This is a genomic window from Staphylococcus sp. 11262D007BW (genome assembly GCF_053547815.1).
The window spans coordinates 145,878-171,727 of record NZ_JBPWPJ010000001.1 but is presented as its reverse complement, the minus strand read 5'-3'; the positions used below and the strand labels follow the sequence as shown (position 1 = coordinate 171,727).

31 protein-coding genes are annotated in these 25,850 nt (G+C 36.0%); 9 read left to right on the top strand and 22 right to left on the bottom strand.

Annotation, left to right across the window (positions count from 1 at the left end; genetic code table 11):
- Nucleotides 1-97: 97 nt before the first annotated feature.
- Nucleotides 98-307, top strand: a complete 210-nt coding sequence (locus ACEE93_RS00875; RefSeq protein WP_449155372.1) for a DUF3955 domain-containing protein — start codon at nt 98-100, stop codon at nt 305-307.
- A 66-nt stretch (nt 308-373) separates the two neighbouring features.
- On the opposite strand, the gene ACEE93_RS00870 is transcribed toward ACEE93_RS00875, so the two are convergent.
- Both ACEE93_RS00870 and ACEE93_RS00865 read right to left on the bottom strand, forming a co-directional pair.
- Nucleotides 374-2,206: a DHA2 family efflux MFS transporter permease subunit gene (locus ACEE93_RS00870; protein ID WP_449155371.1), complete on the bottom strand. Its 1,833-nt coding sequence runs from the start codon at nt 2,204-2,206 to the stop codon at nt 374-376.
- Nucleotides 2,207-2,217: 11 nt separating this feature from the next.
- Complete coding sequence (locus ACEE93_RS00865; protein WP_449155370.1) at nt 2,218-2,865, bottom strand: HlyD family efflux transporter periplasmic adaptor subunit; 648 nt, start codon at nt 2,863-2,865, stop codon at nt 2,218-2,220.
- Nucleotides 2,866-2,993: 128 nt separating this feature from the next.
- Between ACEE93_RS00865 and ACEE93_RS00860 the strand changes: the two genes are divergently transcribed.
- Entirely contained in the window at nt 2,994-3,551 is a 558-nt protein-coding gene (locus ACEE93_RS00860) for a TetR/AcrR family transcriptional regulator (RefSeq protein WP_449155369.1), read from the top strand.
- A gap of 247 nt (nt 3,552-3,798) precedes the next feature.
- Here the strand turns inward: ACEE93_RS00860 and ACEE93_RS00855 are convergent, their stop codons facing one another.
- From ACEE93_RS00855 to ACEE93_RS00830, 6 genes are all read right to left on the bottom strand, one after another.
- Nucleotides 3,799-4,356: a GNAT family N-acetyltransferase gene (locus ACEE93_RS00855; protein ID WP_449155368.1), complete on the bottom strand. Its 558-nt coding sequence runs from the start codon at nt 4,354-4,356 to the stop codon at nt 3,799-3,801.
- Nucleotides 4,357-4,404: 48 nt separating this feature from the next.
- Nucleotides 4,405-5,637 (bottom strand): MFS transporter, encoded by a 1,233-nt coding sequence (locus ACEE93_RS00850; RefSeq protein ID WP_449156335.1) that lies wholly within the window; start codon nt 5,635-5,637, stop codon nt 4,405-4,407.
- A gap of 201 nt (nt 5,638-5,838) precedes the next feature.
- Nucleotides 5,839-7,290: an APC family permease gene (locus tag ACEE93_RS00845; RefSeq protein WP_449155366.1), complete on the bottom strand. Its 1,452-nt coding sequence runs from the start codon at nt 7,288-7,290 to the stop codon at nt 5,839-5,841.
- Nucleotides 7,291-7,519: 229 nt separating this feature from the next.
- Nucleotides 7,520-7,882: a DUF423 domain-containing protein gene (locus tag ACEE93_RS00840; protein WP_449155365.1), complete on the bottom strand. Its 363-nt coding sequence runs from the start codon at nt 7,880-7,882 to the stop codon at nt 7,520-7,522.
- 12 nt (nt 7,883-7,894) lie between these two features.
- Complete coding sequence (locus ACEE93_RS00835) at nt 7,895-8,230, bottom strand: DUF5327 family protein (protein WP_449155364.1); 336 nt, start codon at nt 8,228-8,230, stop codon at nt 7,895-7,897.
- Nucleotides 8,223-8,891, bottom strand: a complete 669-nt coding sequence (locus ACEE93_RS00830; RefSeq protein ID WP_449155363.1) for a uracil-DNA glycosylase — start codon at nt 8,889-8,891, stop codon at nt 8,223-8,225. Before ACEE93_RS00830 ends, ACEE93_RS00835 begins: the two co-directional genes overlap by 8 nt.
- A gap of 218 nt (nt 8,892-9,109) precedes the next feature.
- On the opposite strand from ACEE93_RS00830, the gene thiD reads away from it, so the two are divergent.
- On the top strand, nt 9,110-9,940 hold the full coding sequence (gene thiD / locus ACEE93_RS00825; RefSeq protein WP_449155362.1) for a bifunctional hydroxymethylpyrimidine kinase/phosphomethylpyrimidine kinase: 831 nt from the start codon (nt 9,110-9,112) through the stop codon (nt 9,938-9,940).
- A 108-nt stretch (nt 9,941-10,048) separates the two neighbouring features.
- On the opposite strand, the gene ACEE93_RS00820 is transcribed toward thiD, so the two are convergent.
- From ACEE93_RS00820 to ACEE93_RS00785, 8 genes are all read right to left on the bottom strand, one after another.
- A complete protein-coding gene (locus ACEE93_RS00820) occupies nt 10,049-10,309 on the bottom strand; it encodes a hypothetical protein (RefSeq protein ID WP_449155361.1) in 261 nt (86 codons plus the stop codon).
- The gene (locus ACEE93_RS00815) at nt 10,309-10,665 is read right to left on the bottom strand and encodes a hypothetical protein (protein WP_449155360.1); all 357 of its coding nucleotides are present in this window, start codon (nt 10,663-10,665) and stop codon (nt 10,309-10,311) included. Before ACEE93_RS00815 ends, ACEE93_RS00820 begins: the two co-directional genes overlap by 1 nt.
- A complete protein-coding gene (locus ACEE93_RS00810) occupies nt 10,613-11,779 on the bottom strand; it encodes a thiolase family protein (protein ID WP_449155359.1) in 1,167 nt (388 codons plus the stop codon). The genes ACEE93_RS00815 and ACEE93_RS00810 overlap by 53 nt, the downstream gene beginning before the upstream one ends.
- Nucleotides 11,772-13,127 (bottom strand): AMP-binding protein, encoded by a 1,356-nt coding sequence (locus ACEE93_RS00805; RefSeq protein ID WP_449155358.1) that lies wholly within the window; start codon nt 13,125-13,127, stop codon nt 11,772-11,774. The genes ACEE93_RS00810 and ACEE93_RS00805 overlap by 8 nt, the downstream gene beginning before the upstream one ends.
- A gap of 90 nt (nt 13,128-13,217) precedes the next feature.
- Nucleotides 13,218-13,763 carry a 6-phospho-3-hexuloisomerase gene (gene hxlB / locus ACEE93_RS00800; protein WP_449155357.1) on the bottom strand — a complete coding sequence of 182 codons (546 nt, stop codon included), beginning with the start codon at nt 13,761-13,763 and terminating at the stop codon, nt 13,218-13,220.
- Between the two features lies 1 nt (nt 13,764).
- Nucleotides 13,765-14,403, bottom strand: coding sequence for a 3-hexulose-6-phosphate synthase (gene hxlA / locus ACEE93_RS00795; protein ID WP_449155356.1), 639 nt, complete (start codon nt 14,401-14,403; stop codon nt 13,765-13,767).
- A gap of 91 nt (nt 14,404-14,494) precedes the next feature.
- On the bottom strand, nt 14,495-15,229 hold the full coding sequence (nagB, locus tag ACEE93_RS00790) for a glucosamine-6-phosphate deaminase (protein ID WP_449155355.1): 735 nt from the start codon (nt 15,227-15,229) through the stop codon (nt 14,495-14,497).
- A gap of 3 nt (nt 15,230-15,232) precedes the next feature.
- Nucleotides 15,233-15,910: an N-acetylmannosamine-6-phosphate 2-epimerase gene (locus tag ACEE93_RS00785; RefSeq protein ID WP_449155354.1), complete on the bottom strand. Its 678-nt coding sequence runs from the start codon at nt 15,908-15,910 to the stop codon at nt 15,233-15,235.
- A gap of 137 nt (nt 15,911-16,047) precedes the next feature.
- Between ACEE93_RS00785 and ACEE93_RS00780 the strand changes: the two genes are divergently transcribed.
- The 4 genes from ACEE93_RS00780 (at nt 16,048) to folE2 (ending at nt 18,975) form a co-directional block, all read left to right on the top strand.
- Nucleotides 16,048-16,860, top strand: coding sequence for a MurR/RpiR family transcriptional regulator (locus tag ACEE93_RS00780; protein ID WP_449155353.1), 813 nt, complete (start codon nt 16,048-16,050; stop codon nt 16,858-16,860).
- A gap of 106 nt (nt 16,861-16,966) precedes the next feature.
- Nucleotides 16,967-17,326 (top strand): YojF family protein, encoded by a 360-nt coding sequence (locus ACEE93_RS00775; protein ID WP_449155352.1) that lies wholly within the window; start codon nt 16,967-16,969, stop codon nt 17,324-17,326.
- 11 nt (nt 17,327-17,337) lie between these two features.
- Complete coding sequence (gene bshB2 / locus ACEE93_RS00770; protein ID WP_449155351.1) at nt 17,338-18,036, top strand: bacillithiol biosynthesis deacetylase BshB2; 699 nt, start codon at nt 17,338-17,340, stop codon at nt 18,034-18,036.
- Nucleotides 18,037-18,096: 60 nt separating this feature from the next.
- Nucleotides 18,097-18,975 carry a GTP cyclohydrolase FolE2 gene (gene folE2 / locus ACEE93_RS00765; protein ID WP_449155350.1) on the top strand — a complete coding sequence of 293 codons (879 nt, stop codon included), beginning with the start codon at nt 18,097-18,099 and terminating at the stop codon, nt 18,973-18,975.
- A 155-nt stretch (nt 18,976-19,130) separates the two neighbouring features.
- On the opposite strand, the gene ACEE93_RS00760 is transcribed toward folE2, so the two are convergent.
- The 3 genes from ACEE93_RS00760 to tadA all read right to left on the bottom strand — a co-directional run bounded on the left by ACEE93_RS00760 (nt 19,131) and on the right by tadA (nt 21,230).
- Entirely contained in the window at nt 19,131-19,697 is a 567-nt protein-coding gene (locus ACEE93_RS00760; RefSeq protein ID WP_449155349.1) for an NADPH-dependent FMN reductase, read from the bottom strand.
- A gap of 3 nt (nt 19,698-19,700) precedes the next feature.
- Nucleotides 19,701-20,576, bottom strand: coding sequence for a Cof-type HAD-IIB family hydrolase (locus tag ACEE93_RS00755; protein ID WP_449155348.1), 876 nt, complete (start codon nt 20,574-20,576; stop codon nt 19,701-19,703).
- 162 nt (nt 20,577-20,738) lie between these two features.
- On the bottom strand, nt 20,739-21,230 hold the full coding sequence (gene tadA / locus ACEE93_RS00750) for a tRNA adenosine(34) deaminase TadA (RefSeq protein WP_449155347.1): 492 nt from the start codon (nt 21,228-21,230) through the stop codon (nt 20,739-20,741).
- Nucleotides 21,231-21,294: 64 nt separating this feature from the next.
- Here tadA and ACEE93_RS00745 point away from each other — a divergent pair, with 64 nt between their 5' ends.
- Nucleotides 21,295-21,912, top strand: a complete 618-nt coding sequence (locus ACEE93_RS00745; protein WP_449155346.1) for a deoxynucleoside kinase — start codon at nt 21,295-21,297, stop codon at nt 21,910-21,912.
- Nucleotides 21,905-22,570: a deoxynucleoside kinase gene (locus tag ACEE93_RS00740; protein WP_449155345.1), complete on the top strand. Its 666-nt coding sequence runs from the start codon at nt 21,905-21,907 to the stop codon at nt 22,568-22,570. Before ACEE93_RS00745 ends, ACEE93_RS00740 begins: the two co-directional genes overlap by 8 nt.
- A 116-nt stretch (nt 22,571-22,686) precedes the next feature.
- On the opposite strand, the gene ACEE93_RS00735 is transcribed toward ACEE93_RS00740, so the two are convergent.
- From ACEE93_RS00735 to ACEE93_RS00725, 3 genes are all read right to left on the bottom strand, one after another.
- Nucleotides 22,687-23,379, bottom strand: a complete 693-nt coding sequence (locus tag ACEE93_RS00735) for an HAD family hydrolase (protein WP_449155344.1) — start codon at nt 23,377-23,379, stop codon at nt 22,687-22,689.
- Nucleotides 23,380-23,511: 132 nt separating this feature from the next.
- Entirely contained in the window at nt 23,512-24,594 is a 1,083-nt protein-coding gene (locus ACEE93_RS00730) for a branched-chain amino acid aminotransferase (RefSeq protein ID WP_449155343.1), read from the bottom strand.
- 183 nt (nt 24,595-24,777) lie between these two features.
- Nucleotides 24,778-25,737: an NAD-dependent epimerase/dehydratase family protein gene (locus tag ACEE93_RS00725; RefSeq protein WP_449155342.1), complete on the bottom strand. Its 960-nt coding sequence runs from the start codon at nt 25,735-25,737 to the stop codon at nt 24,778-24,780.
- Nucleotides 25,738-25,850: the final 113 nt, after the last annotated feature.

The following is a 25,850-nucleotide window of genomic DNA, read 5'->3' as shown; positions in this document are numbered from 1 at the left end:
AGATATACCACTTTTATACATATACTGCCCTAGGACGATGTCATTTTTATAATTTTTAAATATACTCAAACAAATATTAGGAAAGGAATTATTTAAAATGAAATTTTTAAATTTAAAGTTTTTCATTGTTTTATGCTTATCTCTAAGTATTATTAGCTTTATGATGAAAGCATTCATCGGCAGTTATGTTGACCAGGAAGGACTACTACATGAACCCTTCTTTTTAATTCCGCTTGGTTTTTTATTCTTATTGATCACGTTGATATTAATTTTAATAAAAACCACTCACTATTTGTCTCACCGTTAACCTATCCCTATATTATAATTTGAGGTTGGACGACCTTTGTCTCCAACCTCAAATCTTTCTTCTTCATTATTCGTTTGACATGTAATGTGATTTGCCACGTAAGAAAAAGCTCAATACTAAAGCTAAAGCACTTAACGCAGTGGCAACCCAAAATGCACTATTCACGCCATCTACTGAAGCGAGTTGGTTCATAAATTTCACAATCGCTCCCATAGCACCGGATTCACCGCCAAATTGTTGGGCCATTGCTTGAACTTGATCTTTTATAAATGGATTTGTGGCATCTAAATCTTGTTGAAATGTTGCTAAGTGTGTTGTCGTTTGTTGCGTCATGACAGTTACAAGAATTGCTGTACCAATTGAACCTGCTAATTGACGCATTGTATTCAATAGCGCATTACCATGAGAAATTAAACGAGAAGGTAATGCATTCATACCTGCTGTCATTAACGGCATCATAATAAAACTCATACCGAATGATCTAACGATATAAATCATTAAAATACTTGAATAAGGCGTATCCATTGTTAATTGTGTTAACTTCCATGTTCCATATGTGGTAATCACAAGACCTACAATCGCTAATGGTTTAATCCCTATTTTATCGAGTAATTTACCTGCTACAGGACCCATTACCCCCATAATTAACGCACCAGGGAGTAGTAATAGCCCTGAATCTAATGCTGTAAAATCTCTTAGATTTTGTAAATATAATGGTAATAAAATCATACCGCCAAATAAACTCATCATCACAATCATATTAATAACGGTCGTTAAAGTATATCCGGAGTATTTTAAGACTTCAAAGTTTAACATTGGCGCACGCATTGTCATCTCTCTTACGACAAAAGCGGCTGTAAAAATAACCCCAATGATTAACATAATAATAATTTTTGTGGATGTCCATCCGTCGTTACCCGCTTCACTGAAAGCATATAATAACGATCCAAAACCAATCGTACTAAAGATAATACCAGGCACATCTGCCTTTGGTTTTGTTGTCGCTTGATAAATACCAAACCAACCGTATGCTACCGCTAAAGCGAGTAAACCTACAACAAACATACCGAAAAACATAATATGCCAATCAAAACGTTCTACAACATACCCTGATAACGTTGGACCAAGTGCGGGCGCTAAAATCATCGCAATACCTAACGTTCCCATTGCCATACCACGCTTTTCAGGTGGAAATATAGTCATAAATACATTTGTACCTAATGGCATTAAGATGCCGGCCCCCATCGCTTGAAGCACACGGCCTGTCATCATAATTGGGAAATTCCATGCTAAGCCACATACTAATGAACCAATGGTAAAAATGAGCATTGAGAATAAAAATAAACGTCGATACGAATATTTATTAAAGAAAAATGCACTAATTGGAATGAGTATACCATTCACTAACATAAATCCAGTCATTAGCCATTGACCAGTAGAAGCCGAAATATTAAAGTCGGTATTAATTTTAGGAAGTGCTGTATTAAGCAATGTTTGGTTTAATATCGCAATAAACATCCCAAATAACATCGCAACTAATATTTTATTTCGCGTGATACCTTTTTTAAACACATAATCTTGTGAAGCATCTTTTACTTCTTCATTCACATAACGTGGTTGTTCTGTATCTTTATTTTGATGAGCATCTTGTTCATATAAAGACGCGTCATCATGCTCAGTATGATACGCCTCATGGTGATAGATGGTATCATGATCTTCATCCTGAGCTTTTTGAGTGTCCATATGCTCAAGAGGTTGATCATCCTCTTCTACTGAGTGGTGTTCAAATGTTTGATTTGTAGTTTGGTTATCAGACGGTTTTCGCTTACGTTTTACAAGCAGTATATTAAGCAGTATAACGAGTATGAGGGCAATCACACTATATATCACTATGAACATAGTATCCCTCCTTAATTTTTGTGTATACTCACTTCTGCGTTCATTCCTGGTACTACACCGTTTGATGGTTGATTATCTAATTTAATACGTACAGGCACTACTTGTGTCACTTTCGTATAATTGCCGTCACTATTAGATGAAGGCATTAATGAAAAGCTAGAAGCAGTTGCCTTACCAAGACCTTCTATCTCACCTTTAATTTTGGCATCTTGACCATCGATAGATACATCAACAGTTTGGCCTTTTTTCACATCTTGAATATCTGTTTCATCTACGTTAGCCGTTACATATAAATCATCCATATTGTATGCATACGCAATCGGTTGACCTGCTTGAGCGACACCTTCTTCTTGAGCATCAAGTTTAGCGATTGTCCCTTTTGTAGGCATGTCAATATTCATTGATTGTGATTGACCATCTTCTGATTGCGCTTGAACTTGAGCCACTGTATCACCTTTATATAATACATCGCCCTCTTTAACGTTTAATTTTGAAATTTTTCCTGGTGCTGGGCTTGCTATCTTAACTTGTTCTCCATCTACTTGTGCATTATCTGTTTTGATGTAATTGACAGATTGGTTATAAAAATAAAAACCAACTACACCAATAACAATCAAAACAATGATTGATATAATATTAATTGTAATAATTTTCTTCATTATTACTAACATCCTTTCTTTAAAATTCGACATTCATTATTATAAATGATAGTCTTTACCTATTTGCACAAACAATTTTTATAAATGTGTCGGATTAAAAATTATATTATAATAACATGGGTGATTATATGAATAAGCAAAAAGCACGCTACAAAATTTTTTCAGCTATGGTAACATTATTAGAATCCTATCGATTAGATGAAATAACCATTAAAATGATTTGTGCAGAAAGTCGCATTCATCGTTCAACATTTTATGCTTATTTTGAAGATAAATATCAACTGTTTAATACGATGACGCAATATCATATGAATAACTACGCTATACTACTTGAAAATCTAAAAAACATCATTGAACATTATCCATTAGAAAAAATAAAAGAGAAGCTATTACAAACATTTAAAGTGCTTTTTCTTTATATTAAACACTATCAAACCTTTTTTAATGCGGTTGTTGTCATTCGATTTCATAGGGATTTTATTCGCCAATATGTGTCGATCACAAAGCGAGCCTATCAAACGATGTTAGAAAGTTTGCCTCATTTAAAATATATGGAGCGGTTTGTACAGTATACTATCGGAGGACATTTAACAATTATTTATAGTTGGTTGTCAGAAGGATGTCTACAACCTCCAGAGGAAATGGCTGAAATTTTATATACAAATATCATTAAAACGAATCGCTAATAAAATTCAAATAGGCCTGATTTAATCTTTGTAGTCGCTACGCTACAAAAATAATCAGGCCCTTTTTTATTGGAGAACTTTTTTTGAAAATGAAAAACACAAAATAATATGTATCTACTCAACATATCTTTTGCTTACTACTAATGTATCATGTTTTGACGTATTTGGGGATAGTAATATTGAAATTTTGTTGATTTTTTATTAATAATTAGCATGGCCCAATACGATTGTCACATTATGTACACATTTATAGCACGCTTCGCTGACTTTGAAGTAACTCATACTCATTGATATCCACATACGTATCGTATTTAGGACGAAAGAGCTCTTGAGAAAACGTGCCGACTAATTGAAAACCTGCTTTTAAAGCGACTTTATTACTGGCAATATTGTCCACTTCAGCTTTAAGTTTTAATTTATTTAATTTTAATTGATTAAAAGCAATGTCACATACTTTGTTAAGGACATCTGTCATAATATTGTTACCAGTATGTGATTCAATAAGCCAATACCCTACCCCTGCAAAATGGTCTTCTTTATTAAACTGATGCAGATCAATCATCCCGATAAATTGCGCGCCTTTATAAATCAAAAACAACGCTGCTTCACCTCGTGCTTGTTTTTCTAACGTTAACTGTAAAAAGTTTATTTCATCTTCGACCGTTTCCATGCCTTCAACCCAGTCTAGATATTGACTAAGATGATGTCGATTTTGATCCATTGCTTCAAATATTTCTTCGGCATGTTCTAGCGTTGGATAGACTAATTTAATGTCTTCACGTACTTGTAAACTAAAATGATACACGCTCTCTCCCCCTTAAATAGTTTATTTTTTACACGTAGTTATTGCCTGTTACGCCCCCACTTTCTTTTGTTTAATATTAAACGCTGATACATATATCCCTACTACTCCTACTAATATAATGACTAACATATACATACTCATGCCTGCAGGGGTTAAAAGTGTACCTATGATGATACCGAGACGCGCAATTAATTCCGCTACGCTAAATCCTAAATTACCGATAGCTGAATAAGACCCTCTTGCATAGGTAGGTGTCATTTTATATTTCTTCTCTTCAACTACAGGCGAATATATAATTTCACCAATCGTAGCCACGATCATGGCAATGATTAAAAGATAAAACGTATTTAAATGCGTGATATTAACATAACCAATAAGGTACAATAACAACCCGATGACAACATACGTTTTCTCTTTAAAAACATTAAATCCTTTCATCACAATATACGACGCAAAGACAACGACAATCGTATTAACAATCATAATGAATGAAAACATTTTTACCCCATCAACCTGTATATTGAATATCGAGATAGAAGCAAACGTTTTTTGAAGACGCAATGCCACATAAGATGATGTCGAAAATTCAGCCGAGATTAATAAACTAGAGCCAAGTATAAGTATCAAATATCTACTATCTTTAAAAACACCTGCGTAATTTTGAAACATTTCTTTTAACTTATAATTTTCTTCACTTGAAACACCAGAGACTTGTTTAGGTATCCATTTTACAAAAGCTAAAAGCACCATAAAAAATATACTTGTCGCTATCAATAAAATGATAGGTTTATTAACATAGTATAAATAACTTCCTAAAAAGATGCCTAAAGCAGTGGCTACATTTCCCAACCAATAATCTAATTTATAAACAATATGTTCTACTGAAGGTGTTATGGCATCCATAATGACCGCTTCCATAGCCGGAAATTGTAATCCCCATACAAGACTGAAAATAGTATAACCGATACAGAATATGACTAAATTGTTGATACTTCCCATTAACGCAATCGCCATCATTAATAATGCGATTGTCATGATTAATTGATAGATAATAATCGTATGCTTCTTTGAAAAAACATCAATAATATGTCCACCGAATAAGCCTATAGGTATATTTAATAGCACAAGTATCGTTAAAAATGTCCCAGAAAATCGAGTACTTATCATTTCACTTAAATATAAAGCTATAAAAGGCATAAACGCAGTGGTAATCATGATTTGAAAAAAGTTTGAAATCAAACGCACTTTTAACGTTGTATTCAGTAATGTTAAATACTTCATGACTTCCCCCTTTCTATTTCCCTATGTTTCCATTACAATATTGATTAAAGCGATAACTTGTATCTCATTATATAGTACATTCAAGCAAAATCACAGTTAAAATTTGAAATAGTTAGAAAATTAATGCAACAAGTTTCTAAAGATTATTAATCCTATATACACAAAAACTGGAGCATTTCACAATGCCCCAGTTTTTTTCATTTATTCATCTATCATACGTTCAACATCTTTTTTATTTGTGTCCAATATCAATTGCGTCAATTCTTCTTTATTCATTTTTCTTAATTTAGGTAAGCGGATAAAGAAGAACACTAATCCTAGTAATGTCCAACCGACTAATGCAATTAATGACGGCATTGATAATGCGGCTGGTGAAAATGGTAATAATAATAACATTAGGAAGATAAACGCAATAATTGAACCGATAATCGCAAAGACTTTGTAAACGGGTCCATAAGCTTTACTATTTTTATCAAATGTAAATAAACGCGCTGCTGCGAGACAAGTTACGAAATAAGCGATAGATACACCGGTTGAGGACATATCTACAATCCAAGTTAACGCTGTACGACCTAACCATGGTGCAATTAATGTTAAAACAACTAAGAAAATAATTGCAACATATGGTGTTTTATATTTCGGGTGTAATTTACTGAATACAGTTGGCATAATCCCTGAGCGTCCCATTGAGAATAACAGACGACTTGAGCTCAGTAAAAAGCCATTTAATCCGGTAAAAATACCCATTATAATCGCTATTGCTAATACAGCTAAACCAATTGTACCAAACGCTTCTCTAGTGACTGAACCTGTTAACCATAGATCACTGTCACCACTGCCTAACCAGCCTGTATATAAAATCATTAAAACGTATGTGACACCAGCTGCAAGTAAACTATACACGATTAATTTAAATGTTTTATTGGGTGCAAAGTCGAATTCTTCAGCTGTTTGTGGGATATTATCGAATCCAACGTATGCCCATGGTGCTACAGCTACAATCATAATGATAGCTTGGAACCATCCATAATCTGGTCCTGTATATGGTTTTAAGTTATTTAAATCAAAGTTAGATCCGAAAAATGAACCGATAAACATTAAAATAACCACAATGACCATTGCGATACAGAAATAATATTGTAACGTGCCTGAGACGCTTGCACCTTTAATAGCAATAAACATAAATAACAATAATAAAACAGATGCAATGATAATTTCAGTAATATAAACATCCCATCCTGCAATGGTATATAATTTTCCAAACTCAATAAAATCCGGTAGTAAGAATTTAATCAATAAACTAAACGCTGTCGCATTCAAGGCAACAACACATATGTAACCAAATGTTAAAAACCATGATGAGAAGAAACTGACATAACGTCCAAAACCTAAGAAACTAAAAGCAAATCCGCCACCTGAAACTGGAAAACGTTCAACAAGCGCGCCATAACTTACGGCGATGACAATCATTAAAAGGGCACCGATAAATATCCCAATCGAAGCCGCAATCGGACCTGATGATTGAATCCAGTCACCGGGCAGTATAAATGAGCCCCAACCAATACATGAACCATACGCTATGGCCCACACAAACTTCTCAGACAAGTTGGGCTGCAAATCTCCTCGGTCTGGTTTTTTATTTCTTTTTCCCATTATTTTCACCCCTAGATAGTTATATACCCAAATGTATTTTTTAGTAACAAATAGATTTTCATAAATTTAAGTGGTTTAGAAAGGTAAAGCATATGCAACTTGACCTGTAAAGTCAAATAATCACTGCTTATGATACATTCATCAGTACCTTTTTATAAAATATAATTCGTTAAAAAACGAGTGAAGCAGCTTTAAACCTTCACTCGTCTTATTTCATCATGTCTTGTTATTATATTTTAAAAGCTGCAATCGCTAATAACAGCCAGCCGATAATAAATAATACGCCACCAATTGGTGTAATAGCGCCGAGTACACTTACACCTGTTAATGATAAGATATACAGTGAACCGCTAAAGAAAATAATACCTAAAAACATTAACCATCCAGCCCAGCCAAGATTAATATTTAATGTACCTGCAATGACACCAATTAAAATAAGGCCTAATCCGTGATACATTTGATAAGTAGTTGCTTTTTCCCACACTGATAAATAGTGCTCTGTAAGCTTTCCTTCTAAGACGTGCGCACCAAAGGCACCTGTACCTACTGCCATTAGCGCATTTAACGCACCTAAAATAATAAATACTTTCACTATAAAACCTCCTTAAAAGTCAAAAATAGATTCTCCATTGCCGATTTCATCGTCTGTGACCATACGATTATCTTTCGTTTTCGTAGACGGTGTGGAAGATGAAACTTTACCACCCATCATGCGAATTTCTTCATCGGTCACTTGATTGGTTTGTTGTGTAGTTGAAGACACGGATGGCTTAGGACGTTCACTTGAGCTTTGAGCGGTAATGGAATCTGTGGATCCTGTATATAAAGCAGTTAATTTATAAATGGTATACATATGTTTATCAAATTCCGCATTACTCGATGCCTCATCCGCTTGAACAAGCTCTTCTTCAAGTAATTGTAATAATTTTTCTTTATTCATTATGGTCTTCCTTTCGTTCGCACCAGTGAATTGGTGTTTGACCTTGTTCTTTAAGGTAATGGTTAGCCGTTGAATAAGGCTTAGATCCGAAAAAGCCACGATGTGCAGATAACGGGCTTGGATGTGGTGATTTTATAATATAGTGTTTAGATTGGTCTATCCATTTAATTTTTTGTTGAGCTGGTTTACCCCACAGTATAAACACAACGCCCTCTTTATGATCTGAAACGGCTTGGATAATCTCATTGGTAAATGTTTCCCAGCCTATATTCCGGTGTGAGTGTGCCTCTCCTTTTCGTACAGTTAATACTGTATTTAACAACAGTACGCCCTCTCTTGCCCAGTCTTGAAGATGTGGCGATTGACGTACGCAACCAATATCATCTGCTAATTCCTTATACATATTACGTAATGAAGGTGGAAATTTCGCATTTGGTTGAACTGAAAAAGCTAATCCATGTGCTTGGTTAGGTCCATGGTAAGGGTCTTGGCCTAAAATAACAACTTTAACATTTTCAAAAGGCGTTAAATCAAATGCCTGATATATATTCTCTCTATCTGGATATACAATCTCAGTAGCATATTCTTTTTCTAGAAAATCATGCATTTCTTTAAAATCATGACGTTCTTTTATATTATGAAAAATTGTCGACCATTCCATCGTATTCACCTCAGCCCATATTTTAACACATATCCTCCGTTCAATCCCTCGTTTATCATCAAATAAAACATTTTCTATCATAGCGTACACGTGATACTATTAAAGAAACAAAGATCATAAAATGAGGTTAATTGAGAGCACTACAATTGTGAGTAAAACGACAATGTTTAAGGTGCTCATATATATGTTTTAACCTCTACAAAGGGAGTGTAGTGTTTATGTCATTAAAAAAAGTATTAACAATTGCTGGGTCTGACACAAGTGCTGGTGCAGGCATGCAAGCAGATTTAAAAACATTTCAAGAGCTCGACACATATGGTATGGTAGCACTTGCGGCCATCGTTACTATGGATCCTAAAACATGGTCACATAATGTGACACCTTTACCATTTGATGTGCTTAATAAGCAACTTGAAACTGCTATCAGCATTGGTCCAGACGCCATTAAAACAGGTATGTTAGGCTCAGAAGACGTTATCAAACGTGCTGGGGAAGCTTTTGATGAATCTAATGCGGATTACTTTGTAGTTGATCCAGTAATGGTATGTAAAGGAGAAGATGAAGTATTAAACCCGGGAAATACTGAAGCAATGATTCAATATTTACTCCCAAAAGCAACCATCGTCACACCTAACTTATTTGAAGCTGGGCAATTATCAGGCCTTGGAAAATTGACGTCAATTGAAGAGATGAAAAAAGCAGCTCAATTGATTCATGAAAAAGGGCCTCAACATGTTGTCATTAAAGGCGGTAAAGCCCTTGATCAAGATAAATCTTATGACTTGTATTATGATGGTGAACGCTTTTATCAATTAACAACTGAAATGTTCCAACAAAGTTACAATCACGGTGCGGGTTGTACATTTGCAGCAGCAACAACAGCAAACTTAGCTAATGGTCAGTCACCTAAAGATGCTGTAGTGAATGCCAAAGCTTTTGTTGCTTCTGCTATTAAAAATGGTTGGAAAATGAATGACTTCGTTGGCCCTGTCGATCATGGGGCTTCAAACCGAATTGAAAAAATTGACGTAGAAGTAACAGAAGTCTAATCCTTTGAACATCATCTAAGTTATAAAACAAGAGGTTGAGATATCACAATGGTCTTAATGACTACACGTGAGGTCTCAACCTCTTTTTGATGAGAGAATCATTGCTACTTATTCGCTCACTTTAATTGTAATTTTACCTTCACCCTCTTTATTATAAACGGAGACTGTATTGGCTGCTTTATGTATCTCTAAACATTCATCAATCATAATTGGTTTTTGATATTGCACATGAAATACACGTGGTCGCATGTTGAGCTGTATCCATACTGTTTCAACTACTAATTGACCAGGTACAATTTCTGTATGAATCGGATTGTCATCTTGTACGATATTAAGATAATCTTCTACATCTCTTTGACTAAAATGCATTATTTCACCCGCTTCACAAATATTTGTGTAATACGATTTTGCTTGGGTAATTGTAATTCGAATTGATAGCGTTCGAACTGTTTGATTTTGCGAATTGTTTTAATTTCAAGTGTGGCTTCAATCCACTCATCATACATTAGTGGCTGTGTCTCTGTAACCACAGTCTCTGTTAAATAAAGCGCTTCATGACTAAGCGCCTTAAACAAATCAAAATCAGGCCAATATCGTGCAAAGAAAAGCATCGGAATCGTTTTAGTTGCCATCATACCAAAATAAGTTTGATATTGTGTTAATGCTGTTTTATCAATCTTCAACCATCGATGTTCCCGTTGACCATCTTTCAAATAATGCGGCATTGCCCATACCTCCTCCGATGCCCATTGTTGCTAAAGTGCGATGTTGATGCGTCATATAGAATAAACGCGTTACTAAAATAGCACCACTCGCACTATATGGATGACCCATCGCAATAGCACCACCATACCGATTGAATCGATCAGACGCTATACCTAATTGTCTTTGAGAAGCTAATACCTGAGAACTAAATGCCTCATTAATCTCAACAGCATCAATATGATCCATTGTCAGGTGATGACGGTTTAAAAGTGTGGACACTGCTGGTACAGGACCAATACCTAAAAGGTTAGGTTCTACGCCTTCAATCACATAATCTTTAAACAGCAAGCCCTCAGTGATGCCTAATGCTTTCGCTTTTTGTTGAGACATGATCACAACCATCGCAGCACCATCATGTTTTAAACAACTATTACCTACTGTCACTGTGCCGTTAGGTAATAAAGGTTTCAGACGATTCAACCGACGCAACTCAAGATGCGGTTTTATCCCCTCATCTTGTGTCATCCATTCTCCTCCAACTTTAAGTGGCACCATTTCCTGACTGAAATATCCTGCTTCCATCGCTTTCGTAGCTTTACGGTGGCTTTCCAACGCAAATGCATCTTGATCATCTCTAGAAATATCATATGTCGTGGCCACATTCTCAGCCGCTTCTATCATCGAAGGATCCTGATGTGAAGGGGCAAAAGACGCGCGTTCATAAAAGGATGGTGGTTCAGAAGGATATAAAGACGTTGGTCGCTTCATTTTCCAAGGGGCACGACTTGTACTTTCAACACCACCTGCAATATAAAAGTCACCTGCGCCTGATTCAACAAACCGACACGCTAAATGAATGGCTTCAAGACCTGAACCACATTGTCGATCTACAGTTAACCCTGGTACTTTGACATCGATGCCTGCTTCTAATAAACTTTTACGCGCAATATTGCCACCATTTCCTACAACGTTACCTAAAATCACATCGTCTAATGCCTCTAAATCGCATGGTAAATGTTGTTGAAAATGTTGAAACAGTGGCTTTAATAAGGCTTCTGGTTCCCACTTCTTCAAACGACCACCATATAAACCTATCGGCGTTCGTTTGGCTGCTATAATCACGGCTTTATCCATCGTATTCCCCCTTATCAAACAATTGTTGTGCTTCACGACGAGACACTTTACCACTCGCAGTGTAAGGCAAATTAATCACCTGAATAAGCTTAGACGGTATCTCATAACGTGTCACATAGTGTTGAAGTTGTGATCGCATCTCTCGATATGACAGTTCCTGGCCAATATAAAGGGCGACAGCGATTTCACCAAACTTATGATGTTTCTCCCTCACCACCACTACTTCTTCAATTTCAGTTAATTTCTTTAAATGATACTCAACCGTTAGTGGATAAATATTCTTGCCACCAATAATCATCATATCTTGTAAACGCCCATGTAAATAAAGAATATCGTCACGTATTGAAGCATAGTCACCCGTTTGAATCCAGTCTGGTTTCGTTTCGCCAACATAACCTGAAAAGGTCATTGGACTTTGAATGTACAACTCACCAATACCTTCCTCATCAGGGTGCGCAATATGAACATTAACAGAAGGAAATCGTCGTCCCACTGACGCTAAAGGTTCTTGTTGATCTCTATTCACACTAATAAAACTCGCTTCGGACGTACCAAAAAACTCATAAATCATCGCAGCTGGTAATAATACTTTCATTTGTTGATGTAATTGAACAGATAATTTATCCCCTGATACAAAAACATATTGAATCAAGTTACTTTTTTGATGATGGCGTATCCAATCATAAATCATTGTAGGTACTAAAAATAAAGCACAAGGAGACTGTATCTCTTCTATTTTGTCGACAACGTGCGCTATACTATACTCATTTTCACCCACAAACGTTCTTCCATAAAACAAGGCATAAACGATAACATACAACGTTAATGAATGCGCATAAGGTCCAAGCGCCACCATAGTAGCATGTTGTGACATGTTAGACATTAATGCCTCGTTTTCCTCATAAGACGCAATCCAAGAAGGTTCATCTCTATAAAAAGCTTTTGGATCACCAGTCGTTCCAGATGTAAAACCGATATGTAGAAGTTGTGGAGGTGATGCTATATGGGTTTGAACATCTTGTATGTATTGTAACCCTGCATCATTCCAAATCATCGTAATATCATAACGCTCACATAACAGATGTTGGCGTTCTGCACTCCACGTTGGATCGAAGACGCATGGAATGCCTTCTTTGATATGTATTGCAATATAAGCGATCATACACGACTGAATATCTTGAAAAGCAATCGCAATCCGTTGATTCTGGCAATCTGACGGGAGCACTTCGGATTGGCGTTGCGCTTCTAACCAAAGGGCCTCATAAGATATTTTGTGTTGATCCACCCACAATGCGATATGCTGTGGGGTTTCTTGAGCAAACTTAGCAATATGGGTTAATAATTTCAATATAACTCACCAACCGTTAATAATGTCCTTTTATTTTATCATATACAAAAATGAGACCCCTATCTTTAAGAGGTCTCATTCATCTACAATTTATTCTAAATTTGCATGATTTTGTTGCATTGTTTTTTCATCTATAGATAGCGCTTCTTGTAAGTTTAATACAAGACTGTCTAGTGCAATTAATGCACTTTGTTCAAATAAACTACCTAATGGTTGCTGTGATCCTTCAGCATCATGTTTTGTACCTGCTGGTAATTCGATACTTAAATCAGCTAATGTACCAATCGCAGAATCTGGTTTTGTTGTAATAAGTACAACAGAAGCACCGACTTCTTTTGCTTTTTCAGCAAGTAATTTTAAATGCGCTGTAGAACCTGAACCTGAAATCACTAGAAAAACATCGCCATCTTGAATAGAAGGCGTCGTTGATTCACCAACAACATGCGCTGTTTTACCTAATTGATTAAGACGCATTGCAAAACTATTCGCAACAAATCCTGAGCGTCCTTTACCAGATACAAATACCGCATTGGCATCTAGTATTTTTTGTTGGAGCGCTTCAACTTCATCATCTTTAATATGACCTAAAGTTGTTTCAAGTTCGTTTAAAATTAATTGATAATTAAGTGTTGGCATATTATTTACCATCAATCGCTTCACGGCAAATTTTTGCTGCTTCACGTGGGTCATCAGCGTTTGCGATACCGCCACCAACAATAACTAAGTCAGGATTTTCAGCTGCAACGTCTTTAATTGTATCTGGTTTGATACCACCCGCTACTGCAACTTTAGATTGTTTAATAACAGATTTTACTTTTCTTAAACTATCTAATGGTGATTGACCTTGTGCTTGAAGATCATAACCTGTGTGTACTGCAATATAGTCAGCACCCATTTCGTCTAATTCTTTTGCACGTTTTTCAATGTCTTGAACAGCAATTAAATCTACTAATAATTCTTTACCATGTTTATGCGCTTCTTCAACTGCTGCTTTAATTGAAGCATCTTCTGCTGCACCTAAAATAGTAACAACGTCTGCGCCAAATTTAACCGCTTGGCTTACTTCATAGTCTGCTGCATCCATAATTTTTAAGTCAGCTAATACTTTAACATCTTCATCTTTAACGTTATCTTTTAAATGTTGAACAGATAGTAAGCCTTCGTTAATCACGATAGGTGTACCAATTTCAACGATATCTACATAATCCGTTACTTTTTTAGCAAGTTCTGCTGCTTCTTCTTTATTTAATAAATCAATCGCTAATTGTAATTCCATGAGTAAATCAGCCTCCATAGGTATTTGTTTTATACGAATACGTTAACATATTTACCCTTGATTGATGTTTTTAAACGCTTGCAAATTTGAATTAAGTGAGGTGGTCCGGCATTGCCGCATCATCTACATACACTTCGACGTTTGGATGTTCACGTAATATAGTAGCAGGCACATCTGTCGTAATATGGCCATTCGCCAAATGTGTGATGGCTTTTTTCTTTGTTTCACCGAACGCAAGTAAAATAATACGCTTTGCCTTCATAATCGACTGCAATCCCATTGAAATGGCTTGTTTAGGTACATCTTCTAAACGCTCAAAATAACGACTGTTAGCTGCAATCGTACTGTCTGTTAAATCCACACAATGCGTTAAACTATCAAACGGAGTACCTGGTTCATTAAAACCGATATGTCCATTTTGTCCAATACCTAAAATTTGAATATCAATTGGCCCTTTTTCATTAATGAGTTGTTCATAACGCTGTGATTCTTCAGAAATACTATCCGCCATGCCATCTGGGAGATGTATTTGAGAAGCAACAAACCCTGGATAACGATCAAATAAAATCTCATGCATATAGTAATGATAACTTTGAGGGTGCTCGCGTTCTACACCGATATATTCGTCTAAATTAAACGTTTCTACTTGAGAAACATCTAAATGATTTTTGGATAATAACATCACTAGGTCACGATACATTTCTACCATTGTGCCACCTGTTGCAAGACCAAGCGTTGAAGCAGGTTGTTTTAAAATTTGTTGGTAAAGTTCACAAGCAACATAAAATGACGCCTTTTGCATTGAGCCTAAATTTGTTATTTTCATAGCTTAACCATTCTCCTTAATCATATTTACAAAACGCTTTGTAATATCACGCGGACGTGTAATGGCACCACCTACAACCGAGGCATAAACCCCTTTATCGAATACCGCTTTTAACATTTCCGGTGTAATGACATTGCCTTCAGCGATTACTTTTTGACCTACATTGTCTAACACTGCTGTTAAAAACTCAAAATCATTATCGTATAAAAATTGGCCTGTCGTTTCTTCGGTATAACCGTGTAATGTCGTACCAATATAATCAAACCCTAAACGATCTGCATTGCGTGCTTCTTCAACCGTTGCAATATCCGCCATAATTTCTACTTGAGGCGCTTGTGCTTTAATATAACTTACTAATGAATCCAAATCTTCTTCTGGACGTTCTCGCAGTGTCGCATCTAACGCAATGACTTCACACTGACTCTCGATTAATTCATCTACCTCTTTTCGAGTCGCTGTAATAAACACTGAGGAGTTTGGGTAATCACGCTTTACGATACCGATAACCGGTAAGTCTACCTCTTTTTTAATAGCTTGAATATCCGCTTTTGTATTTGCGCGAATACCTACAGCACCCCCTTCTTTTGCTGCTAAAGCCATCTTACTCATAATAAAAGATGAATGTAGTGGCTCATCTGGTAATGCCTGACATGAGACAATTAGTCCTTGTGGTAACTTCATATAACCCCTCCTATAAACGTACATGTCGCTTCATTAAGCTTACTAACCTCAATATACCACCAAGAAAAAAATCGTCAATATGTATGATTGTTTTGAAAAATGTTTTCAATTATACTGAGTTCAAAGGAGACACGGACATGAAACTTGAAAATCGCATTCAACATTTTTATCCCCACCTTACAAAAGCCGAACGTAAGATTGCAGATACTATCCTTCAGTTAGATCAAGAAACTGATATAGGCACCATTCAAGCATTTGCGCACGACATTGGCGTCTCTCCATCAAGCATAAGTCGTTTTGCGCATAAATTAGACTATGACAGCTTTCAATCTTTACGCTTTGCTATTCAATATGAAAAGCAACAAGATAAAATTGAAAATACGCCAGCTATCCAAATTATGCATCATCACTATACTTCAGTTTTAAATTATACTGGCGAATTTTTAATTCAAGATGATTTGATAGCTTTAGTTAATGCTATTCAAGAGAGCCAAAAAATTATTTTTATCGGTATTGGCAGTTCCGGCTTAAGTGCTCAAGAATTTTATTTTCGTACGGCACGTATGGGCTTCAACACCATCGCCATTACCGACGCGCATTTAATGGCTGTCATCAATCAAATGTGCGATACTTCAACCACTGTTGTAGCAATTACAAATAGCGCTCAAACGATAGAAGTGTTAGATAGTTTAGCTAAAGCACAACAAAAAGGGGCTAAAATCTTAACTTTGTCGCATTATAAAACACCACATCTTGAAAAAGTGAGTGATCACGTCATTCTAACCGCAGACCATCACTATACACGTGATAACTATTTTATTAACTCTCAACTTGCCACTCATTTTATTATCGATTTAGTGTGTTATCATTTATTACAAGATAATGAACGCTTTCAACATTTTACCGACAGTTTTAACACTTTATTATCTAAACGTCAGCAATCATTTTGACCATTAGTATTAGCTTTTATGCGGAAAAATGAGCATAGTTATATAAATCAATCACAATTTTTAGTAAAATGGAAAGATAATCATAATCAGGAAGGCAGTGAGTCTATTGCAACCGATTACAAATGATGTAGTACAATCATTACTTGATCAATATGCAAATGAACCTGTCTATATTCACGTTGAAACGACAAATGGGGCGTATGCCAATCATTTTGATCAACGTGTTTTTAATGCAGGAACATTTTTAAGAAATATACAAATCACTTATACACACGCCCAACTTAAAGGCGGCGTTAAAGATCCTTTTCGTGTTGGTCTAAAACTAGATCAAAGCGGATGGGTGTATGTTCAAGGTTTAACACACTATGAAGTGAATGATAATAACGAGTTTTTACTTGCTGGCTTTAATTATGAAGGTCAACTTGCCGCTGCACTCGAGATTAGTCATAAGCCATTTCAAGCATAGAAAGGAGATGTATGATATTGACAACTGAATCACATATTCTTGTTATTTTTCCACATCCGGATGATGAGACATTTTCTTCGGCTGGGACACTTGCACAATATAGCGATGAAGGTGTGCCCATTACCTATGCTTGTTTAACATTGGGACAAATGGGACGTAATTTAGGTAACCCACCTTTCGCTACACGTGAATCCCTTCCCGAGATTAGAGAATCAGAACTTGAAAATGCAGCGAAGGCAATCGGTATTCAAGATTTACGTAAAATGGGGTTACGTGATAAAACAGTAGAATTTGAACCACATGATGAAATGGACGCAATGATAGCAGACTTAATCGCTGAACTTCAACCTTCAACGATTATTTCATTTTATCCTGGTTATGCGGTTCACCCTGATCATGAAGCGACAGCTGAAGCGGTGATCCGTACAGTACAACGGATGCAACCTGCTGAACGACCAACACTCCAATTAGTCGCTTTCAGTAATGATGCGATAGATGCATTAGGAGAACCTGATATTATCAATGATATCTCGAATTATAGCGATCGAAAATATCAAGCATTTCAAGCACACCAGTCTCAAACAGGTCCATTTTTAGAACAACTTGCTAATCCTCAAGTTAATGCACCAGGTGTGCCAAAAGAAGCGGCATCTTTTCTAGAAACGGAAACATTTTGGATTTATACTTTTGAGGATGAAAACGCTCAATAATTTAACAATGTTAAAGACATTCTATTGGAACTGTCCGATTATAATAGTGGAGGAAGACATATGACGGAATTTGATTTATCTACAAGAGAAGGTCGATGGAAACACTTTGGCTCAGTAGATCCTATCAAAGGAACTAAACCAACTACTAAAGCTGAAATGACTGATCTTCAAAGTACGCATAAAAATTTTTTATTTGAAATAGAAGAGGTTGGTATTAAAAACCTGACTTATCCGGTTTTAATTGATCAATTTCAAACAGCTGGGACATTCAGCTTTTCTACAAGTTTAAATCAAGATGAAAAAGGCATTAATATGAGTCGTATTTTAGAGTCTGTAGAAGCAGAATATGACAACGGTATACGGCTTGAATTTAATGCATTAACACAGCTACTCAATCGATTAAAAGACCATATGAACCAACGTAGCGCCGGTGTAGACGTATCTGGAAAATGGTTCTTTGACCGTTTAAGTCCTGTGACAAATATCAAAGCAGTCGGATCTGCAGATGTCACTTATGGTTTAGCAGTCGAAAATAACAAAGTAACACGTAAAGAATTCACATTAACTGCTGCTGTTACAACGTTATGTCCATGCTCTAAAGAAATCAGTGAATATTCTGCGCATAACCAACGCGGCATTGTCACAGTGAAAACTTATTTAAATCCTGACACAGCGTTACCTGAGGATTTTAAAAACATTTTACTAGATGCAATGGAAGCTAATGCAAGTTCAATGCTTTATCCAATCCTTAAACGTCCAGATGAAAAACGCGTGACTGAACGTGCTTATGAAAATCCACGTTTTGTGGAAGATTTAATTCGCTTAATCGCTGCTGATTTGGTGGAATTAGATTGGTTAGAAGGATTTGACATTGAATGTCGCAATGAAGAGTCAATTCATCAACACGATGCATTTGCTAAATTAAAATATCGTAAATAAGAAGGAAAGACACTGAAAGCCTCATTAGCACTTCAGTGTCTTTTTAATTTGCTTTAGATACTGTTAGCTATAAGGATAATGGTAGAAAAACCTCAAATGCAGTGTCATAACAAGACAACACCACATTTGAGGCCTGGGGTCTCATTCGAACACCCTTATTTTAAGTGTTCGTACGGACTTGTTTCTGCAAATGATAAGATTTGATCAATAAATAAACGGGCACGTAATTGAAATTCATCATTTGATAAATATAATGTGCCGTCTTCTAATTGTTCATAATCTGAATCGTGTGTTGCGATTTGCGTTGGTACAGCAATACCAAGTAATGAACGAACAATGATACGTAAATGAGATAATGGTTCTGCACTAACAATACCACCACTATTATTGACTAAGCCAACAGGTTTCATTTTAAATTGATCCATTGTAAGATGATCCAATGCATTTTTTAAGATACCTGAATAAGATCCATGATAATTAGGTGTACCAAGTATAATGAAATCAGCTTCGTCAGCAAGTTGTTTTAATGTTTCAGCATTCTTTTTAAAGTCGTCAATCTCTGGATTTTGACCTGTAAAATCAAGTGTGTGAAGCGGATGTTCAGCTAAATCAAAAATCTCCACTTCTTCATTTTTTTCTTCTATTTGTCCCTTTAAATATTGAGCAAGTGCATTCGTATGTGAACCACGTTTAGCACTACCTACAATAATTAAACCTTTCATCTTTTAAACATCTCCCTTTTGTTGATTTAAAACTTTATATATTGCTTTAGCGACCCCACTATTTTCATTTGAATCTGTCACAAACATCGCATTCTCTATGATTTCGGGAACAGCATTGGCCATTGCGACAGGATATCCTACACAATCAATCATTGACTTGTCATTTAAATTATCACCAACAGCCATTGTTTCCTCTAAACGAACGCCAAGTTGTTCAGCAATTGAAGCCAAGGCGACCCCTTTTTGTGCATCAGCATGCGTAATTTCGATATTTCCACGTGACGAAGACGATACTTCTAAATTGCTTCTTTCAGATAATCTTGCCTTTACTCGATCAATTTTTTCTAAATCTTTATCGAAGGCTAACACTTTCATAATTAATTCGCCTGGTACTTCTTCTACTTGATCATAATTATCTACAACCTTTAATGCACCTGTATCTAAACGATGTTGAATATGATGGCGAATCTTTTCGACATCCGCTTCTTGACCAGAACGTGTCGCGATATCAACGTAAATTTCTAAATCACGTTGCGGATCTTCAGTATATATCACTCGATTGGTATATACTTGGTAGTAAATATCTTCTTGATCTAACTCTTGGCGAATACGTTGATATAGTTCATGGTTTAAGCTAGATGTATGAATAATATCAAAACTTTCATCACGAACTTCTGCCCCATTTAGACAAATGTAAGGGACTTTCAATCCAGTCGGTGCTATTGGGTCTTGTGCTTCGTAAAAGGCACGACCAGTCGCAATGACAACCGTAATACCTAAAGATTGAGCATATTGAATCGCTTTAATGTTTTCTTCTGATACTTCGTGTGCTGCATTTAATAATGTGCCATCCATATCTGTCGCAATTAATTTTATCATGTTACTTCCTCACTTTTATTCTATCGATATTTGTCTCTAGCTAAAGCAAATCGAGGTTGAAACAAGAGGTTGGGACAAAAGCATTCATGCTTTATGTCACGGTCCCTATGTCACAGCCCCATATACTTCAATTATTGTATCAAATCCTCGTTGAAAAGTATGTTAATCTGTTTCATTTCTGTTGGACTTTGCTTCTTTTCGACGTTTTCTTAATCCTTTAAAAAATTGCTTCAGTAATTGACTACAAGAATATTCAAGTACACCTGTGACCAATTGAGCTCGATGGTTCATTCGTTGATCTTGAATGAGATTCATTAAACTGCCGCTGCATCCCCCTTTAGCATCCTTCGCGCCGTAAACTACTGTGTCGACACGACTTAATACAATTGTACCCGCACACATCACACATGGTTCTAAAGTAACATATAAGGTGCACCCTTCAAGTCGCCATGTACCAAGTGCTTCAGCAGCACGTTCAATCGCAATATGTTCAGCATGCGCCATAGGAAGTTGTGTCGTCTCTCTTAAATTATGCGCTCGTGCAATTACTTCATGATTTTTTACAATAATCGCTCCGATAGGTACCTCCCCAATTGATGCAGCTTTACGCGCTTCATCCAAAGCTAAGGACATATAATATTGATGGATTCTCATTCAGAAACGACCTCACTTATGTTAGAATTTGTAATGTTAATTTAAATAAATGGAGAGAACAATAATGAAAAAACCTTTTATTGCTATAGAAGGTCCAATTGGTGTAGGCAAATCTTCACTCACTCATATGCTCAGCCAATCGTACCATTTTTATGAAGCAAAAGAAATTGTTGATGAAAACCCATTTTTGTCTGACTTCTATGATGATATTTCAAAATGGAGCTTTCAAACTGAAATGTTTTTCCTATGCAACCGATACAAAGCTTATCAAGATCTTGCGGAGATTGAAGACGGTATCATAAGTGATTATCATATTTATAAAAATAAGATATTTGCTCAAAATACATTGTCCTCAAAAGAGTTCGATAAGTTTTCAAGAATTTATGATATTTTAACTGAGGATTTAATTTCTCCTGACTTTATCATTTTTCTAGATGCCGATTTAAATACTTTAAAACAGCGTATCGCTAAACGTGATCGTAGCTTTGAAGTACAAATTGAAGATGACTATTTACTTAAGTTGAAACAAGATTATGCCGCATACTATAATTCATTATCTCAAAATCATGATAATGTTTTATGGATCGATACAACGCACATTGATTTTGTAAATCACCCTAAAGATTATGATTATATCTTATCACGAATTCATGAATTAATTGGAGGCACAATGAATGAATAAGTATCACATTCCCGAGAATGCAGTTATAACAATCGCTGGTACAGTAGGTGTAGGCAAATCCTCTCTTACTCGTGCTCTAGCAGAAAAACTAAATTTTAGAACATCCTACGAAAACGTAGACCACAATCCATATTTAGATAAATTTTATGAAGATTTTAAACGTTGGAGTTTCCATTTACAAATTTATTTCTTAGCTGAACGCTTTAAAGAACAAAAAAAGATGTTCGAATATGGTGGCGGTTTTGTCCAAGACCGTTCAATTTACGAAGACGTAGAAATATTTGCGAAAATGCATGAAGTAGAAGGCACAATGAGCGAAGAAGACTTTCAAACATATTCTAATCTATTTGAAGCAATGGTTATGACACCTTACTTCCCAGCACCTGATGTATTGATTTATCTCGAATCAGATTATGAAAATGTCATTGAGCGCATTCAATCACGTGGGCGCCAAATGGAAATCGACACTGACCCAGCATATTGGGAAAAACTGTTTAAACAATATGAAGATTGGATTAATCACTTTAATGCATGTCCTGTAGTCCGTATCAATATAAAAGATTATGATTTATATGACGATCCAGAATCGATTGAACCAATTTTACACAAAATTGGCCACGTTATCCAAACGCACCGTCAAGTAGACACACGTCCTTAAAAATAAAATACATTTATACTAAGTTCGTAAATGTAGGGGAGATTGAGTAGGTAGTATTGTTAATTGTCTACTTCATCTCCCCCTTTACTTACTGCTATAAATACACTTATATTATCTTAAATATTGCTTAGTTGTGCAGGTAGCTTTGTCACAGAGGAAAGGACTGTATCAGCTTCTTTAAAACTTGCTGATTCACCTAGTCCCGTTAATACACCAATTGTCATTTTAAGTGATGCATTTTTTCCTGTCAGCATATCATTATCAGTATCACCCACAATAATCACTTCATCTTTTTGCACACCTTTCTCCCAAAGCGGTTCCAGAATACGCGCATCAGGCTTTTCGTATCCTCCCTCATCAGTAGAAATAATACATTCAAACATAGCGTGTAAACCTGTCTGTTCTAAAAAATATTGGACCCCTGTGGCATTATCACTCGTTACAATCCCCAAGTGATACCCTTCATGTTTTAGATTTTCTAATGTTTCTTTTACACCCTCGTATAATATATTTTCAGGAACACGTTGACGTATCAACGTCTGACTACGATTAGCTGTCCATTGAGCTGTATCTTGCTGTGCAAATTGATTGAATACCGCAATCATATCTTCTAATGTACCAGAAGCCATGATACTACCAGGTTGAAACTGATTATTGCGTACACCTAATTCTTGATAAACTGCATCTATCTTTTCAATATTAAAATGGTGACACACATCATCAATTAATTGGATCCCAATCTTCACCCAACTCTCATCAAATTGAATGAGCGTGCCATCTTTATCAAATAAAATCCATGAAACTGCCATTTCTGATAAACTCCTTTTAACAAAATAAGAGATTGAGACATACCCATTGCTTCCCTTGAACACTCATAAATGATGTCTCAACCTCTTATTGTGGGATATATCAACTAGAATATACAGTGATAACCCCTTTTTTTATCTTTCATAATGTGGGACAACAACTCGCCAATGATGAGGGTCCTCTAACTTACCACTTTGAATACCTGTATAATGATCATACAATGTTTGAGTTACTGTTCCTGTTTGGTTATTATTAATAACAATATGGCGCTCTTTAAATTGAAGTTCGCCTACTGGAGAAATCACTGCAGCAGTACCTGTACCAAAGACTTCTTCAAGTTCGTTACGTTCATGTAAATCAAATACCTCTTCAACAGAGATGCGACGTTCCTCTACTTCGTAACCTAAAGTCTTCGCAAGTTCAATCACTGTTTTTCTCGTAATACCCGGCAAGATACTACCGTTTAATTCGGGTGTCACAATTTTCCCATTAATAACAAAGAAAATATTCATACTTCCTACTTCTTCAACGTATTTTTGCTCAACCCCATCTAACCATAACACTTGGTCAAATCCAAGTTCATTAGCGTTAGCTTGTGCTAATAAGCTCGCAGCATAGTTTCCGGCTACTTTAGCAAAACCAACACCACCGCGAACTGCTCGAACATATTCGTCTTCCACATAAATTTTAGTAGGGCTAAGCGAATCTCCGCCATAATATGACCCTGATGGTGATAAAATAATTAATAAACGGTATTGGTGAGAAGGATGGACCCCTAAAACACCTTCTGTTGCGAATACAACAGGTCGAATATATAACGATTGGCCCTCTCCATCTGGCACCCAATCACGATCTACATCGACTAATTGTTTTAGCCCTTCTAATAAGAGTGCTTCATCAATCTCAGGCATTTTTAAGCGTTCAAGCGATTGATTAATACGTTTAAAATTTTCCTCAGGTCTAAATAACACAACCTCTCCCTCATGTTTGTAGGCCTTTAAACCTTCAAAAACAGATTGGCCATAGTGAATACTTTGTGCTGCAGGTGATAATTCAATTGGACCATAAGGAATAATCTTTAAATCGTGCCATCCTTTTTCTGCTGAATAGTCAAAGCTTAACATGTAATCAGTAAATACTTCACCAAATGTAAGCGATGATTGATCAGGCTTTTGCTGTAATTGTTGACGCTCCTCTAAATTGATAAGTTCTGACATGATTATTCCCCCTATATGTATGTGAATTAAATGCATTATATCAACATAAAGCAAACAATTCAATATAAAATTCGGAAAATTAAAATAACTGATCATCCTTTTCTTTTATTTTCATGAACAAAAAAGTAGAGTATGAAGAAATTTCTCCTTTTTCTTCATACTCTACTTATTATATTTACTCAGTTATGCTTTTTTACCTTCTTTTTCTAAAATGCCGTCTAACATACGTTTTGTCATACCAGCTAAATCATACTTAGGGTCAAATCCCCATTCACCGCGTGCACAACTTGTATCGATGTTGTCTGGCCAACTTTCAGCAATACCTTGACGTACTGGATCAACATCATACTCTAATTTAAAATCAGGATAATGTTCTTGAATCGCTTCTTTTACCATTTCTGGTTCAATACTCATAGCACTTAAGTTATATGCGTTACGGTGAAGTAACTTACCACTATCCGCTTCCATTAGTTTAATAATGGCATCGATCGCATCATCCATAAACATCATGTCCATGTAAGTGTCTTTATCAATGTAACTTGTATATTGACCTTGACGAATTGCTTGGAAATAAATATCTACTGCGTAATCTGTTGTACCGCCACCTGGTTCTTTAATGTAAGAAATTAATCCAGGGAAACGAACACTACGCGTATCTACGCCAAATTTAGTGAAATAATAATCACATAACAATTCGCCAGATACTTTGTTCACACCATACATTGTTGTAGGACGTTGAATTGTCACTTGTGGTGTATTTTTCTTAGGTGTATTTGGACCAAACGCGCCAATTGAACTTGGAGTGAAAAATTGTAAATCAAATTTACGTGCTGTTTCTAACGCATTTACAAGACCACCCATGTTTAAATTCCAAGCTAATAGTGGTTTTTCCTCCGCTGTAGCAGATAATAATGCTGCCATATGCATTAATGTATCCGGTTTAAAACTGTCCACAAGTTGTTCCATGCGATCAGCATCTGTTACGTCTAAAATTTCAAATGGTCCATCCGTAATACCTGACCCCGCTTCAGGTTGACGGATATCAGTGGCTAATACATTTTCATTGCCATAAATTTCACGACATTTCGCAACTAATTCTGTGCCGATTTGGCCTAAAGCCCCTGTAATCATTATTTTTTTCATAACGTATCATTCTCCTAACTGTCTCTCTCAGAAATACATTTGTGTTTTTATATCAACTTATTTCGTATATATTATAACAGTAAAGCGCTTTCTTGTACATGAAAGACAAACAA